12 protein-coding genes, 4 tRNA genes, 1 pseudogene and 1 riboswitch are annotated in these 12,907 nt (G+C 70.8%); of the genes and pseudogenes, 10 read left to right on the forward strand and 7 right to left on the reverse strand.

All coding sequences use genetic code 11. The annotated features are described in order from the left end of the window. Positions 1–6: 6 nt before the first annotated feature. Positions 7–187: riboswitch (cobalamin riboswitch) on the reverse strand. 4 nt (positions 188–191) lie between these two features. Both FHR33_RS10065 and FHR33_RS10070 read right to left on the reverse strand, forming a co-directional pair. Beyond that, complete coding sequence (locus FHR33_RS10065) at positions 192–1,100, reverse strand: tripartite tricarboxylate transporter substrate-binding protein (protein ID WP_183645689.1); 909 nt, start codon at positions 1,098–1,100, stop codon at positions 192–194. Between the two features lie 91 nt (positions 1,101–1,191). Further along, positions 1,192–1,776, reverse strand: coding sequence for an ArsR/SmtB family transcription factor (locus tag FHR33_RS10070; RefSeq protein WP_183645690.1), 585 nt, complete (start codon positions 1,774–1,776; stop codon positions 1,192–1,194). Between the two features lie 79 nt (positions 1,777–1,855). Here FHR33_RS10070 and FHR33_RS10075 point away from each other — a divergent pair, with 79 nt between their 5' ends. Continuing rightward, positions 1,856–3,262, forward strand: coding sequence for an alpha/beta hydrolase family protein (locus FHR33_RS10075; protein ID WP_183645691.1), 1,407 nt, complete (start codon positions 1,856–1,858; stop codon positions 3,260–3,262). Between the two features lie 20 nt (positions 3,263–3,282). Here the strand turns inward: FHR33_RS10075 and glmS are convergent, their stop codons facing one another. Further along, positions 3,283–5,103, reverse strand: coding sequence for a glutamine--fructose-6-phosphate transaminase (isomerizing) (gene glmS / locus FHR33_RS10080; protein ID WP_183645692.1), 1,821 nt, complete (start codon positions 5,101–5,103; stop codon positions 3,283–3,285). A gap of 18 nt (positions 5,104–5,121) precedes the next feature. After that, positions 5,122–5,397: a hypothetical protein gene (locus FHR33_RS10085; RefSeq protein WP_183645693.1), complete on the reverse strand. Its 276-nt coding sequence runs from the start codon at positions 5,395–5,397 to the stop codon at positions 5,122–5,124. Between the two features lie 217 nt (positions 5,398–5,614). On the opposite strand from FHR33_RS10085, the gene FHR33_RS10090 reads away from it, so the two are divergent. The 7 genes from FHR33_RS10090 (at position 5,615) to FHR33_RS10120 (ending at position 9,320) form a co-directional block, all read left to right on the forward strand. Continuing rightward, the gene (locus tag FHR33_RS10090) at positions 5,615–7,423 is read left to right on the forward strand and encodes an N-acetylmuramoyl-L-alanine amidase (protein ID WP_183645694.1); all 1,809 of its coding nucleotides are present in this window, start codon (positions 5,615–5,617) and stop codon (positions 7,421–7,423) included. An 83-nt stretch (positions 7,424–7,506) separates the two neighbouring features. Beyond that, positions 7,507–7,578, forward strand: a tRNA-Gly gene (locus FHR33_RS10095). 15 nt (positions 7,579–7,593) lie between these two features. After that, positions 7,594–7,664: transfer RNA gene (locus tag FHR33_RS10100), tRNA-Cys, on the forward strand. Positions 7,665–7,715: 51 nt separating this feature from the next. Then, positions 7,716–7,787 (forward strand) — tRNA-Gly (locus FHR33_RS10105). A gap of 22 nt (positions 7,788–7,809) precedes the next feature. Then, a tRNA-Val gene (locus tag FHR33_RS10110) sits at positions 7,810–7,884 on the forward strand. A gap of 441 nt (positions 7,885–8,325) precedes the next feature. Then, positions 8,326–8,949, forward strand: coding sequence for a restriction endonuclease (locus tag FHR33_RS10115; RefSeq protein ID WP_183645695.1), 624 nt, complete (start codon positions 8,326–8,328; stop codon positions 8,947–8,949). Positions 8,950–9,035: 86 nt separating this feature from the next. Beyond that, positions 9,036–9,320 (forward strand): NAD(P)H-binding protein, encoded by a 285-nt coding sequence (locus FHR33_RS10120; RefSeq protein ID WP_183645696.1) that lies wholly within the window; start codon positions 9,036–9,038, stop codon positions 9,318–9,320. On the opposite strand, the gene FHR33_RS10125 is transcribed toward FHR33_RS10120, so the two are convergent. Further along, entirely contained in the window at positions 9,314–9,931 is a 618-nt protein-coding gene (locus FHR33_RS10125; RefSeq protein WP_183645697.1) for a TetR/AcrR family transcriptional regulator, read from the reverse strand. The two genes, FHR33_RS10120 and FHR33_RS10125, sit on opposite strands and share 7 nt — an antisense overlap. A 72-nt stretch (positions 9,932–10,003) precedes the next feature. Between FHR33_RS10125 and FHR33_RS10130 the strand changes: the two genes are divergently transcribed. Next, the gene (locus FHR33_RS10130) at positions 10,004–10,981 is read left to right on the forward strand and encodes an SDR family NAD(P)-dependent oxidoreductase (protein ID WP_183645698.1); all 978 of its coding nucleotides are present in this window, start codon (positions 10,004–10,006) and stop codon (positions 10,979–10,981) included. 9 nt (positions 10,982–10,990) lie between these two features. Here FHR33_RS10130 and FHR33_RS52520 read toward each other — a convergent pair. Next, positions 10,991–11,512, reverse strand: a pseudogene (locus tag FHR33_RS52520) (gfo/Idh/MocA family oxidoreductase); the annotation flags it as partial. A gap of 31 nt (positions 11,513–11,543) precedes the next feature. Further along, entirely contained in the window at positions 11,544–12,041 is a 498-nt protein-coding gene (locus tag FHR33_RS52525; protein ID WP_312895453.1) for a Gfo/Idh/MocA family protein, read from the reverse strand. Between the two features lie 46 nt (positions 12,042–12,087). Between FHR33_RS52525 and FHR33_RS10140 the strand changes: the two genes are divergently transcribed. After that, on the forward strand, positions 12,088–12,900 hold the full coding sequence (locus tag FHR33_RS10140) for a glycoside hydrolase family protein (RefSeq protein ID WP_183645699.1): 813 nt from the start codon (positions 12,088–12,090) through the stop codon (positions 12,898–12,900). Positions 12,901–12,907 lie beyond the last annotated feature (7 nt).

Genomic DNA, 12,907 nt, shown 5'->3' on the forward strand with positions numbered 1-12,907 from the left:
GGCCCTGGACAGGTCATACCGCTGGCAGGTCTTCGGACTCGCGGGCGCTGATCACATGCCTACTGGCCGTCGCTTCCATGACGGCGGTCGTTCCCGCTCACCGCTGCGGGGCAGTCCTGGTCTCGCACCAGGTTCCCTTTTGCTCCGCCCCTTTGCGAGGGGGCGAACCAGCGACGTCCAGGATCCTACATCTAGTGGCCGCCGACGCAACCACGCCCACAGGTTGTGTCGAGCAGGCCGAGCTCGCCCAGCACCGTGCGTGTCCTCGCGGTCTCGGATCCGAGCCACACGCCGAAGTCGTCGCCGAGGAGGGGGATCGGCGTCCACCCCTTCACGCGGCACGCCTTCAGCCACCGCTCGGACCTGACGACCTCGTCGAGCAGGTCGACCGCCCTGGCCTTCTCTCGCTCGCCCATATCGTTGGGCCCGAGCACCGCGCTCCAGTCGGTGAAGTCGACGCGGGCCCCCGACTCCAGCAGCGTGGGCGCGTCGATCCCGTCGATCCGCTCGGCCGACGAGACGGCCAGCACGCGCAGCCTGCCCTCGCCGATCCGCTCGCGCCACTGGCCCAGCGGGCCCGCCGCCACCCCCGCCTTCCCCGCCAGCAGCGCGTCGGCCGCGTCGGCGCAGGTGGGGTAGCCGGCGTAGTCGAGCACTCTCGCGTCGGCGCCGAGCCCTCGCGCGACCAGTCCGAACAGCAGGTGGTCCGACTCGCCCTGTTTCCTGCCCACCAGGGCCGTCTCTGCCGGAGAGGCCACCAGGTGCGCGGCGAAGGCGTCGAAGTCGCGAAAGCGGGACTTCCCGGGGACCACCAGCACCTCGACGTCCCCGATGAGCCTGGCCAGCGGGGTGCCCCGCTCGCCGACCCTGTTCATCTCGGCGGCGGCCAGGGCGGGCAGCCCCGTGACGGTGAGCCGGGTGCCGTCCTGCGCCAGGTCGGCGGGGTCGAGCAGGCCGGTGAGCGTCTCGGCGACGGGCTCCCACGCGGCGCCCCCGGCCACGAAGAAGAACCTGGGCGTGGGACGGCCCGGCTCGGTGCCGCAGCCGCTCAGGCACGCCAGCGCGCCCAGTGCCCCCGCCACGAAGTCCCGACGGCGCATGCGCGCCCTCCCCCGCTTCCGGTCCCGATCGCCCCATACAATACGTTATCGGTGCATCACAGCCAGTCACTCGGCGGGGTGGCCGTTCGGGTCACTCCTCCCGTGCGGGCGGGGCGGGCAGGTCCGCAGGCAGGGCCAGCAGACGCAGGTACAGGGGCCTGGCGCCCGGCGGGACGTCGGCGGCCCCGTGGCTGTACTTCTTCATCAGCGCGATGTACTCCTCGAAGAACGCCTCCAGCTCCTCCAGCCGCATCCTGCCGAGACCTCTCGAGACCTTCACCCAGGCCGGATCGGCCTCGTAGGCGGCGGGCAGCAGGTCGAGCAGGATCCCCTTGTCCTCCTCGTAGCCGATCCTGTGGAACTCGGCCAGCACGGGACGGTCCTCGGGCGCGAGCTCGGCAGGCAGCGGCAGCCGGATGTCACCGGTCTCCACGCGCCGCCACCACCGCTCACGTCCTGCCGAGCGCTCGACGATCTCCTCGATGAACCCGTACTTCTCCAACTGGCGCAGGTGGTAGCTGGTGGTGCCGGTCTTGGCGTCCAGCAGCGAACCGAGCGTGGTGGAGGTCGCCGGCCCGTGCAGCCCCAGGTGGCGCAGCATGGCCCGGCGCATCGGATGGGCAAGCGCCTTCAGTCTGCCCGGATCGTCCAGCACCCACGGCTTGTCATCCTTCATGAGGAGCAGCCTAATACTCCAGAAGGATATCTGCAGAGAAACCTTTGCCGAGAGGTCTCTGCAGACTACTGTCGGCGGTATGAACCGATTCTTGGTGACGATCGCGGCGGCGTTGATCGCGCTGGCCGCGCCCACGACAGCCGCGCAGGCGGCGCCCGTGCCCGACGGGCTGGTCGCGAAGGAGGTGAGCTTCACCGGCGGCGGCGGGCTCACCCTGCACGGGACGGTCCTGTCCTCCGGCCAGAGCGCGGCCGGCAGGCCCGGCCTCGTCCTGGTCCACGGGGCGGGAACAGGCACGCCCAGGACGAAGCTGATGACCGAGGCCACCGAGTTCGCCAGGCGGGGCCTCAGCGTGCTGGTCTACGACAAGCGGTCGGAGGGTTACTCCCTGTTCGAGCGCTCCTACTCGACACTCGCCGACGACGCGCTCGGCGCGGTCAAGGCGCTGCGTGCCCAGCCGGGCGTCGATCCCGCCAAGGTCGGCGTGTGGGGGCTGAGCGAGGGCGGCTGGGTGGCGCCGCTGGCCGCCGGCCGCTCCTCTGACGTCGCCTTCGTCGTGCTGGTCGGCGCCAACGCGCACCAGCCGCTGCGCCAGCAGGCGTGGGCGGTGTCGGCGGGCCTGAAGAAGGCGGGCGTGTCCGGCCCGCTGGCCGACAGGACCGTGCCGACGATGTACAGGGCGATCGCCGACGGCGGCCTGTTCCCCGAGCCGTGGTTCGACCCGCTGCCGACGCTCGGCCGGGTGCGCCAGCCCGTCCTGGCCGTCTGGGGCACGCACGACCTGCTGACCCCGCCCGCAGAGACACCGCCACTGATGGCGGGGGCTCTGGCGCGCGGCGGCAACGGGCACGTGACCATGCGCATGTTCGCCGGCGCCGACCACGCCGTCCACCAGAGCCCTGACGGCGGCGTCACCAGGCTCCCCGAACTGGCCCCCGGCTACGCCGACCTGGTCGGCTCATGGGTGAAGCAGGCCGCGGAGGGCAGAGCGCCGCGCACCCAGGACGCCGTCCAGGGCCCGCGCGCCAGCCAGGCCTCCTTGACCGTCGAGACCCCGCCGCCGGCCTGGTGGGAGTCGGCTCCCGTCCAGACCGCCGCGCTCGTGCTGTTCGTCGTCGCCTTCCTGGCCTACCCGATCACCGCGCTGGTCCGCAGGATCAGGGGCACCTCCGTACCGTCGGGAAGGGCGCCCCGGGTGCTGGCCTTCTCCGGCCTCGCCGTCAGCCTGGGCGGATTCGGCTACGTGATGTACCTGCTCATGACGGGCGGCAAGCTGGCCGCTCCCGGCCCCGTCCTGGCGGGGCGGCCGGTGCTCTGGCTGCTGCTGCAGGCGCTGGCCTTCACCGCGGCCGTCGCCACCGTCCTCACCGCGCTCGCCTGGCGGCGCGCGTCCGGCCGCTCCGAGCGGGTACGGCTGGGCGTGCTGGTGGCAGGCGGCGCGGTGATGATCCCGTGGGCCTTCTACTGGGGCCTGCTGCTCCCGTGAGGACCGCAGGCCGCGGGGTCCTACTCGACGGTGACGCTCTTGGCGAGGTTCCTGGGCTTGTCGACGTCGCGCTCCAGCGCGACGGCGGCGTGGTAGGCCAGCAGCTGCAACGGGATCGTGAGCAGGATCGGGTCGAGCTCGATCTCGTTCTTCGGGATCACGATCACGTCGTCGGCCAGCTTGGCGTCGGGCTGCCTGTGCCCCACCATCAGCACCCGCCCGCCGCGCGCCCTGATCTCGCCGAGCGTCGTGAGGTTCTTGTCCAGCAGTTCGTCGTCGGGCACGATCGCGACGGTCGGCATGTCGGGGCCGATGAGCGCGAGCGGTCCGTGCTTGAGCTCGCTGGCGGGGTAGGCCTCGGCGTGGACGTAGGAGATCTCCTTGAGCTTCTGCGCCCCCTCTCGCGCCACCGGGTAGCCGCGCACCCTGCCGACGAACATCATGCTCGGGTGGTCGGCGTACTTCTTGGCCAGCTCGGCGATGCGCTCGCCCTGCTTGAGGATCTGCTCGATCTGGTCGGGCAGCTTGCGCAGGCCCTCGACGATGCGCCTGCCGTCGGAGGGCGACAGGTCGTGCACGCGGCCGAAGTGCAGGGCCAGCAGCGCGAAGGCGATCGCGGTCGAGGTGAACGCCTTGGTCGAGGCCACCGAGACCTCGGGCCCCGCGTGCAGGTAGATGCCGCCGTCGACCTCGCGGGCGATGGCGCTGCCCACGGCGTTGACGATGCCGATGACCCTGCCGCCCTTGCGCTTGATCTCCTGCACGGCCGCGAGCGTGTCGTAGGTCTCGCCCGACTGGCTGATCGCGACGTACAGGGTGTCGGGGTCGATGACGGGGTTGCGGTAGCGGTACTCGCTGGCGGGCTCGGCGTCGGCGGGGATGCGGGCCAGCTCCTCGATGAGCTGGGCGCCGATCTGTCCCGAGTAGTAGGCGCTGCCGCAGCCGATGATCTTCACCCGGCGGAAGGAGCGGGTCTCGCGGGCGTCCATGTTGAGGCCGCCCAGGTGGGCGATGTGAAAGCGCTCGTCGAGCCGGCCGCGCAGCGTGCGGGCGATCGACTCGGGCTGCTCGGAGATCTCCTTGAGCAGGTAGTGCTCATAGCCGCCGGTGTCGTAGTGGCCGGCGTCCCAGTCGACGGTCAGCGGCTCCTTGGCGGTCTCGCGGCCGCCGCTGGCGAAGGTGTGGAAGCCGTCGGCGGTCAGGACCGCCAGCTCGCCGTCCTCCAGGTGGACGACCTGGCGGGTGTAGCGGACCAGCGCGGAGACGTCGGAGGCGGCGAACATCTCCTTCTCGCCCAGGCCCAGCACGATCGGGCTGCCGTTGCGGGCGACGACGATCTCCTTGGGCCGCTCGGAGTCGACGACCGCGATGCCGTAGGTGCCGACGATGCTCTTGAGCGCCTTCCTGACCGCCTCCTCGAGGGTCTCGGTCTCGGCGACCGTACGGGCGATCAGGTGCGCGAGCACCTCGGTGTCGGTCTCGGAGACGAACTCCACGCCCTCGGCGACGAGCTTGGCGCGCAGCTCGTCGGCGTTCTCGATGATGCCGTTGTGCACGACGGCGATGCGCTCGTCGGTCGACAGGTGCGGGTGGGCGTTCTCGTCGCTCGGCACGCCGTGGGTGGCCCAGCGGGTGTGCCCGATGCCGAGCGTCCCCTTGAACTTGGCGGGTACGGCCTTGGCCAGGTCAGCCACGCGGCCTTTGACCTTGCGCAGCTTGAGGCCTCTGTTGGACACCACCACCCCAGCCGAGTCGTAGCCTCGGTACTCCAGACGCTGGAGTCCCTCCAGCAGGATCGGGGCCGCGTCCTTGGGGCCGACATAGGCGACGATTCCGCACATGCAAGTCTCCTCTGATTGTCATCCGTAGACGATCCGGCGAAGTTGCCGCAGGGACAACTCCGGGGGCGCCATGCGGCGCGCCGGAAGTTCGGCCGCGATCCTCGGGAAGATCTCGTCGTTGGTGAGGCCACGGGACTTCAGCTCCCCGTGGCGCCGCCGTACGAACTCCTCGACGGTCTCGGAGTAGTACGACAGCACCTCCGCCACCACGCGCGCGGCCTCTCCAGGGCCGAGCGGACTCGTCCTGGTCAGGTGCGCGATGAGGTCCTCGTGTTGAGGCCGGGCCGTGGACACAGAGCAGGACACTACGCAGGGATCATCAGTCACGCCAACATCCTGCCCGAAATCGGGCAGGATTAGTCGTCCTCGCCGCGACACGCCGCAGGCGATCCCGCCGGATCCGCCGGAGAGGCCGTCGATTCCGGCCGAAAACGCAGCTCCAATCGGGAGGATCGGAGCAGCACGGCACTACTCTACGTAGCTAACTGATATCGCTACGTAGGGGGATGTCATGCTGCTCTGGGCCGCCGCGGTTCTCGCCGCCAGTGCCGCGGGAGGTCTTCAGGACGACGCCCGTGCCGCGGCCGCCGAGTACGGCGTTCCTGAGAGCGTGCTTCTGGGCGTCTCCTACCTGGAGTCGCGATGGGACTCCCACGGCGGCCGGCCGAGCGTGTCGGGCGGTTACGGCCCGATGCACCTGGTGGACGCGGCCGCCGTGCCGAAAGGCGGTCACCACCATGTCGGCGACCCGCGGGGAGACGGCGCGCGGCCGATGCGCATGGCCGCTCCCCTGCCGCCCGCACGGCCCGCCGAGCAGACGCTGCAGCGGGCGGCGCGCCTGACCGGGCTGCCGCCCGACGTGCTGCGGCGCGACAGGGCCGCCAACCTCAGGGGCGGCGCCGCGCTCCTGGCCGACGAGCAGCGCAGGCTCGGCGCCCCGCTCAGCTCCGACCCCGTCGCCTGGCACGGCGCCCTCACCCGCTACGCCAACGCCGGCTTCGCCAACGAGGTGTTCGAGGTGCTGCGCGAGGGCGCGGGACGCAGGACCGACGACGGCTCGCTCGTGCGCCTGCCCGCCACCCCGGTGCCCGCTTTCAGGACGGGCGGGGCCACGGCGGCCGAGTGCCCCTCCGAGCTGGCCTGCGAGTGGATGCCCGCCGCCTACGAACGTCTCGGCAAGGGCGACTACGGCAACCACGACAGGCTCGGGTCCAAGCGGCGCGTCGACTACATCGTCATCCACGACACCGAGGGCACCTTCCGCGGCATCCCCACGCTGGTCAAGAACCCCAGGTACGTGAGCTGGCACTACACGATCCGCTCACGCGACGGCCACGTCGCCCAGCACGTCCGCACCAACGACGTGGCCTGGCACGCCGGCAACTGGGACGTCAACTCCCGCTCGATCGGCATCGAGCACGAGGGCTACCTGGCCAAGGGCGGCACCTGGTACACCGAGGCGATGTACCGCTCCTCGGCCGACCTGGTGCGCCACCTGGCGGACAAGTACGGCGTGCCGCTGGACAGGGCGCACATCATCGGCCACGACAACGTGCCGGGCACCACCGCCAAGACCGTGCCCGGCATGCACGAGGACCCTGGGCCCTACTGGGACTGGGCGCGCTTCTTCGCCCTCATGGGCGCCCCCATCCAGGGCGACGGCGAGAGCGGGAGCGAGGGCGAGGGCGAGGGCACGTCGGTGATCATCAATCCCGACTACGCGACCCACCAGCCCACCTTCACCGGTTGCGTGAGCAAGACCTCCGCCAAGCTCTGCAAGCCGCAAGGGGCCGCCAGCGTCTGGCTGCACACCGAGCCCCGCTCCGACGCGGCCCTGGTCGACGACGCGGGCAAGCGCCCCGGCGCCGGCTCCACCTTCAGCGTCTACGACCACAGCGCCCGCGCCACCGCCGGACAGCGCTACGCCCTCGCGGGCACCAGCGGCGAGTGGACGGCCATCTGGTACCTCGGCCAGAAGGCGTGGTTCCAGAACCCGCCCTCCAGCCCCACCGCGGTCCGCGCGAACGGCCCGCTGGTCACGCCCATCACCGACAAGGTCAAGGTGTACGGCAGGGCCTACCCCGAGAGGTCGGCCTACCCCTCGGGCGTGCGCTACCAGGAGCACGCGCCGCTGCCCTACACCCTGCGCAAGGGCCAGTACTACTCCCTCGCCCAGACGCTGAAGGGCTCCTATCTGGCGGCGGGCTCCTACAACCCCGCCAAGCACGTCACGGTGCGGGGGAAGCTGCGCTACCACCAGATCCAGCTGGGGCACAGGGTCATGTTCGTCAGGGCCGACGACGTCCGGGTGATCTCCTGAGAATCGCGCCTTCCATGCGCACACGCACTCCCGAGAGGCGATATTGTTTTCCCGTGGCCGGTGAGCACCTCGCCGGAACGCACGCGGAAGTGGCTCAGTGGTAGAGCATCACCTTGCCAAGGTGAGGGTCGCGGGTTCGAATCCCGTCTTCCGCTCGGAGACGATCTCCTGGTGGAGTGGCCGAGAGGCGAGGCAGCGGCCTGCAAAGCCGTCTACACGGGTTCAAATCCCGTCTCCACCTCGGTGCGTGACGCGGAACCTTCAGGATCCGCTAAAGTAGTGCGAGCGCCATGCGGAAGTGGCTCAGTGGTAGAGCATCACCTTGCCAAGGTGAGGGTCGCGGGTTCGAATCCCGTCTTCCGCTCTGAGTTTCACCAACTCAATACGGACGATTAGCTCAGCGGGAGAGCGCTTCCCTGACACGGAAGAGGTCACTGGTTCAATCCCAGTATCGTCCACCATCCGCGAACGCGGGTCAGACACGCTCTGACCCGCGTTTCGTCTTTCGGCGAGAAAACCGATCGCCCCCACCGGCCGAGCGATCTATCGTCGGACGCGTTCGTTCCCGAATCGAGGAGCCCGCCATGGACCGCGACGAGATGTCCTTTTGAGCCCATCAGCAAGCGCCGCAGGGGGTTCCCTCTAGCGAGACCCACGTCAAGCGCGGCGACCGCCGCGTCGGCCTCGACACCGAGCTGGTCGAGAAGCTCGGCGGCGGCGACCCGTGCCCGTGCGGCTCGGGGCGGCGCTTTCCGCCGTTGCTGCCGGGCCACCGGCCGCTACGACGACACCCTCGGCCACTACTACGTCCGCGACCGCCCCTCGTAGCCTCTCCGCCCGATTTTGTCGGACCTCTGGCTCACACTCCCATCAACAGCCTTGGGAGAGGGGAGCCGGACGCGATGGCACGCCGGAAGGGCAGGAGGCGTCAGCGGAAGGGGCGGGAGATCGATCTGGTCCTGTGGGGCGGCGGAGCGGTCGTCGCCGTGGCGGTGGCCAGAGCGCTGTTCGGCTTCGTCGGCGAGCACTGGCCGCTGTTCGCGGCGGCCGGGCTCGTGGCGGCGGTCGCCGCCGTCGCCTTCCCCCTGATCCGTGCCCGCAGGGTCGCCCAGCGGCAGCGGCAGTGGTTCGCCGACCATCTGGAGCTGGCCCGCGTCGACGAGTTGTCGGGGTCCGACTTCGAGACGCTGACCGCCGAACTGCTGCGCAGGGACGGATTCCGCCACGTCAGGGAGCTGGGCAGGGCCGGCGACATGGGGGTGGACATCACGGCCGTCGGCCCCGACGGACGCCGGTTCGCCTTCCAGTGCAAGCGCTACGCGAGGACGGTGGGCTCCCCCGAGGTGCGCAACTTCCTCGGCGCGCTCGCCCACACCTTCGCGGGGCACACCGGCGTCCTGGTCACCTCGGGCCGCCTGACCCGGCACGCCATGGCCGAGGCGAGCGCGGCGAAGCTGATCCTCGTCGAACGCGACCAGCTCGCGGGCTGGCTGCGGGGGGAGGTCCCGCTGGAGCTGCGGCACTGAGGAGCCCGTCCGCACCGGGGAGGGGATGTCACACTTCGGGTCCGGTGTCGCTCTCAGGGTGCAAACGATCAGGAGGGCGAGACCACATGACAGTTCACACCCCGCGAGAATCGAAGCTCACGATCTTCGGGGCGACCCACATGGCCGACGTCGCGCTGATGGAGGAGTTCCTGCGCGGCAGCGACCTCGACTGGACGCTGATGCGCATCCCGTACGTGGTCGACAGGCCGCTGACGGGCCGCTACAGGACCGCGTACGGTCGCAACCTCAGGGGCGCCTTGCGCATCTCCCGCGCCGACGCCGCGCACCTCATGCTCGCGCTGGTCGGCCGGCCGGAGGCGGTGCGGCAGACGGTCACCGTCGCCTACTGACCGATCAAGGCGCGGAAGTCGCCGACGGCCAGGCCGGCGGCGCGCCGCATGGCGGCCACCACGCGTTCGGGCGGATCCTCCCGGCTCACGCTCACCGCCGCGGCCGCGGTCACGGCGCCCACGACGGAGCCGACCACCGCCGCGGCCGCGATGGGGTCGAGCGCCTCGGGATAGGCCCTGCGCAGGGCGTCGGCGATCAGCGCCTGCGCCTCCGCGAGACGTCGCAGCATCCGCGCCTGAAGGTCCGGCACCGACACGATGAGCTGGACGCGGCTGTAGGCGACTCCGCTGACCAGGTCGGTGTCCCCCGTGTGGGTGATCATCTGGTTGACCGCGCGCAGCAGCAGGTCCGTGAGGTGTTCGCCGGGCAGCGGCTGCTCGAAGACGCGCACGCCGAGCGCCACCCGCTCGGAGACCTCGGCCATGACCAGGTCCTCCTTCGCGGGAAAGTGGAGGAAGAAGGTCCTGACCGACACCTCGGCCGCGGCGGCGATCTGCGCGACGGTGGTCTGCTCGTAGCCCTGGCTCCTGAACAGCCCCATGGCCGCCGTGATCAACGCCTCGCGCGTGCGCCGCTTCTTGCGTTCGCGCAACCCCATGTCCTGACTCACGAGGAGCAGATTACTGCATCGCCTGAATCACTACATTGACTGCATTAATACATTGAGTGTAGTCATAGAGGCATGGGAACTCTCGAAGGGCGTGTCGCCCTCATCACCGGAGCCGGGCGTGGGATCGGCAGAGAAGAAGCGCTGTTCTTCGCGAAGGAGGGCGCGAAAGTCGTGGTCAACGACCCGGGGGTGGAGATCGACGGGACGGGCGGAGACGGCGCGGTCGCTCACTCCGTGGTCGAGGAGATCGTCGCCGCGGGCGGGCAGGCCGTCGCCAACCTCGACGACGTCACCGACTGGCACGGCGCGGAGCGCATGGTCGCCACGGCGGTGGAGACCTTCGGCGACCTGCACGTGGTGGTCAACAACGCGGGCATCGAACGGGTGCGCAGCCTGGTCGCCACCTCGGAGGAGGAGTTCGACGCGGTCATCGCGGTGCACCTGAAGGGCAGCTTCGCCGTCAGCAGGTTCGCCGCCCGCCACTGGCGGGAGCAGTACGACCTCGGCGCCCGCGTCGACCGCTCCCTCGTCAACACCGCCTCGGGCTCGGGCCTGCTCAACCCGTTGCCGCTGCACACCTCCTACGCCGCCGCCAAGGCGGGCATCGCGGCCATGACCACCGTCCACGCGCTCGAACTGGGCGGCTACGGCGTCCGGGTCAACTGCCTGTCCCCCTCCATGGCGCGCACCCGGCTGACCATGGAGGTCCCCGGCATGAGCGAGAGGCCGGCGCCAGGCGCGTTCGACCCGTTCCACCCCGCCGCCAGCGCCCCGGTGGCCGCCTATCTCGCCGCGGCGGGCTGCCCGCTCACCGGGCAGGTGCTGACCGTCAGAGGCGGCGACGTCATGGTCAACAAGGGCTGGTCGCCGGGCCCGCGCGTGGCCAAGGAGGGGCTGTGGACGGTCGGGGAGCTCGCCGCGGAGTTGGAGCGCCTGCCGTACGACGACCCCTTCGACAGGCTGGCCCAGGCGCTGGGCGGGGCGCTCGGCGGCGAGGGGCGTGAGCGGATCCGCGCCATGATCGACGCCGCCCTCGCCGAGCACGGCTGACCGTGCGGGCTACCTGGCCTCCCATGGCGGGCCGATCTCCGAGAACAGGGCCAGCCCCTCGGCGCTCGAGGTCACCAGCTCGTCGACCCCCTGAACGACGCGACGCTCTCCGACCAGCACGGAGGGGATGGGCAGCGGGTCGCGAGCGGTCAGGATCGCGGCCATCACCTGGGTGAAGGCGCCGGTGCGGGCGAGCGGCACGAGCGGCTCCCCGCCCGAGACGAGGTTCTCCAGCAGGTCGTCGCGACCGTAGGAGACGACAGGGTCCTCGCCCACGCGCACCTCGTCGCGGGTGTACCACAGCCTGATCCGGCCCCCGTCGCCGTGGACCGTGACGTACGGGTCAGCCTCACGCTCGGCGCAGAGCGTCACCGCGACCGCGATGACCGTGCCACCCGTGGTGCGGACCCGCAGGCTGGAGGTGTCGTCGGCGTCGATGGGGTGGGCGCGGAACAGCTCGGCCTCGACCTCGGCCACCTCGCCCAGCCGCTCGGAGCCCGCCAGGCACAGCGCGGTCGCGATGCCGTGCGCGAACGGGTTCGTGAGCGCTCCGTCGCCCGCCTCACGCCGCCCCGCCCACGCGGGCCCGCTCGTAGTAGCCGGGCTCGCGCGACCAGGTCCCCGTCACGCTGATGCCCCTGACCTGGCCGACGGCGCCGTCGGCGACGAGGCGGGCGACGGCGCCCAACGCGTGCGAGCCGAGGCTCTGGAAGGCGACCTGGCAGGTCAGGCCACTCTCGGCGACCGCGTCGGAGAGGCTTTCGAACTCCTCGACCGTGCGCACCGGCGGCTTCTCCAGCAGGACGTGGGAGCCACGCGCCAGAGCGGTGCGGGCGAGGTCCGCGTGGGTGTGGATCGGGGTGGCGATGATCGTGACCTCAGCTCCGGTACGGCGCAGCAACCAGTCGAGGTCGCTCGACTGCGGCACGCCGTCGAGATCGCCGTCGGCGTCCTCGAGAGGGACCAGGTCGCACACGCCCGCCAGCCGCAGGCCGAGACGGCGGATGTTCCGCAGGTGCCAGCGGCCGAACCCATGTGCCCCTGCGAGGACGACGTTCATGGGCTGATCGTAAACCTTCCGGCGTTTTCACGTTTTAATCATCGGCATGAGATATGTCGATCCGGTCCACGAGGGCCCCGCCGATCCCACCGTCGTATGGAACCCGTGGGCCCGGGCGTGGTGGATGTTCTACACCAGCCGCCGGGCCAACGTCCTCGGCCTGCCAGGGGTGTCATGGGTGCACGGCACCCCCGTCGGCATCGCCACCTCCGCCGACGGGTTCGCCTGGGATCACCTCGGCCACGCGGTGATCGACGTGCCGGAGCCGACGCTCTGGGCGCCGGAGGTGGTCGTGCATGAAGGGCTGGGCCACATGTTCCTGACCGTGGTGCCCGGCGTCTTCACCGACTGGGAGGCGGACCGCTCGATCGTCCACCTGGTCAGCGACGACCTGCGCCATTGGCGCGAGCCCCGGAGGCTGGAGCTGTCCAGCTCCAGGGTGATCGACGCCTGCGTCCACCAGCTGGAGGACGGCACGTGGCGGCTCTGGTACAACGACGAGCCCTCGGGCAAGCGGACCTTCTTCGCCGACAGCCCCGATCTGCGCTCGTGGACCGACCGAGGCCAGGCCGTCGGCGAGCAGCCGGGCGAGGGCCCCAACGTCTTCAGGTGGCGCGGCAGCTACTGGATGGTCGTCGACGTCTGGGACGGCCTGGCCGTCTACCGCTCGGACGACGCGCTGACCTGGGCCAGGCAACCGGGGACGATCCTGCGCGACGATCCGCGCGCTCACCACGCCGACGTGCTCGTCCGCGACGGGCGCGCCCTCCTCTACTACTTCACCCCGACGGGCGAGCGGACCAGCGCGGTGGGGGTCGCGGAGCTGGACCTGCGCGACGGGCGCCTCACCACCTCTTGACAGGGTT

The organism is Nonomuraea dietziae (assembly GCF_014195505.1).
Taxonomy (GTDB): Bacteria; Actinomycetota; Actinomycetes; order Streptosporangiales; family Streptosporangiaceae; genus Nonomuraea; species Nonomuraea roseola.

Bases quoted from the DNA above. Each gene is read 5' to 3' on its own strand.
- FHR33_RS10065 (WP_183645689.1), bottom strand. From the start codon at position 1,100: ATGCGCCGTCGGGACTTCGTGGCGGGGGCACTGGGCGCGCTGGCGTGC.
- FHR33_RS10070 (WP_183645690.1), bottom strand. From the start codon at position 1,776: ATGAAGGATGACAAGCCGTGGGTGCTGGACGATCCGGGCAGACTGAAG.
- FHR33_RS10075 (WP_183645691.1), top strand. From the start codon at position 1,856: ATGAACCGATTCTTGGTGACGATCGCGGCGGCGTTGATCGCGCTGGCC.
- glmS (WP_183645692.1), bottom strand. From the start codon at position 5,103: ATGTGCGGAATCGTCGCCTATGTCGGCCCCAAGGACGCGGCCCCGATC.
- FHR33_RS10090 (WP_183645694.1), top strand. From the start codon at position 5,615: ATGCTGCTCTGGGCCGCCGCGGTTCTCGCCGCCAGTGCCGCGGGAGGT.
- FHR33_RS10115 (WP_183645695.1), top strand. From the start codon at position 8,326: ATGGCACGCCGGAAGGGCAGGAGGCGTCAGCGGAAGGGGCGGGAGATC.
- FHR33_RS10120 (WP_183645696.1), top strand. From the start codon at position 9,036: ATGACAGTTCACACCCCGCGAGAATCGAAGCTCACGATCTTCGGGGCG.
- FHR33_RS10130 (WP_183645698.1), top strand. From the start codon at position 10,004: ATGGGAACTCTCGAAGGGCGTGTCGCCCTCATCACCGGAGCCGGGCGT.
- FHR33_RS52525 (WP_312895453.1), bottom strand. From the start codon at position 12,041: ATGAACGTCGTCCTCGCAGGGGCACATGGGTTCGGCCGCTGGCACCTG.
- FHR33_RS10140 (WP_183645699.1), top strand. From the start codon at position 12,088: ATGAGATATGTCGATCCGGTCCACGAGGGCCCCGCCGATCCCACCGTC.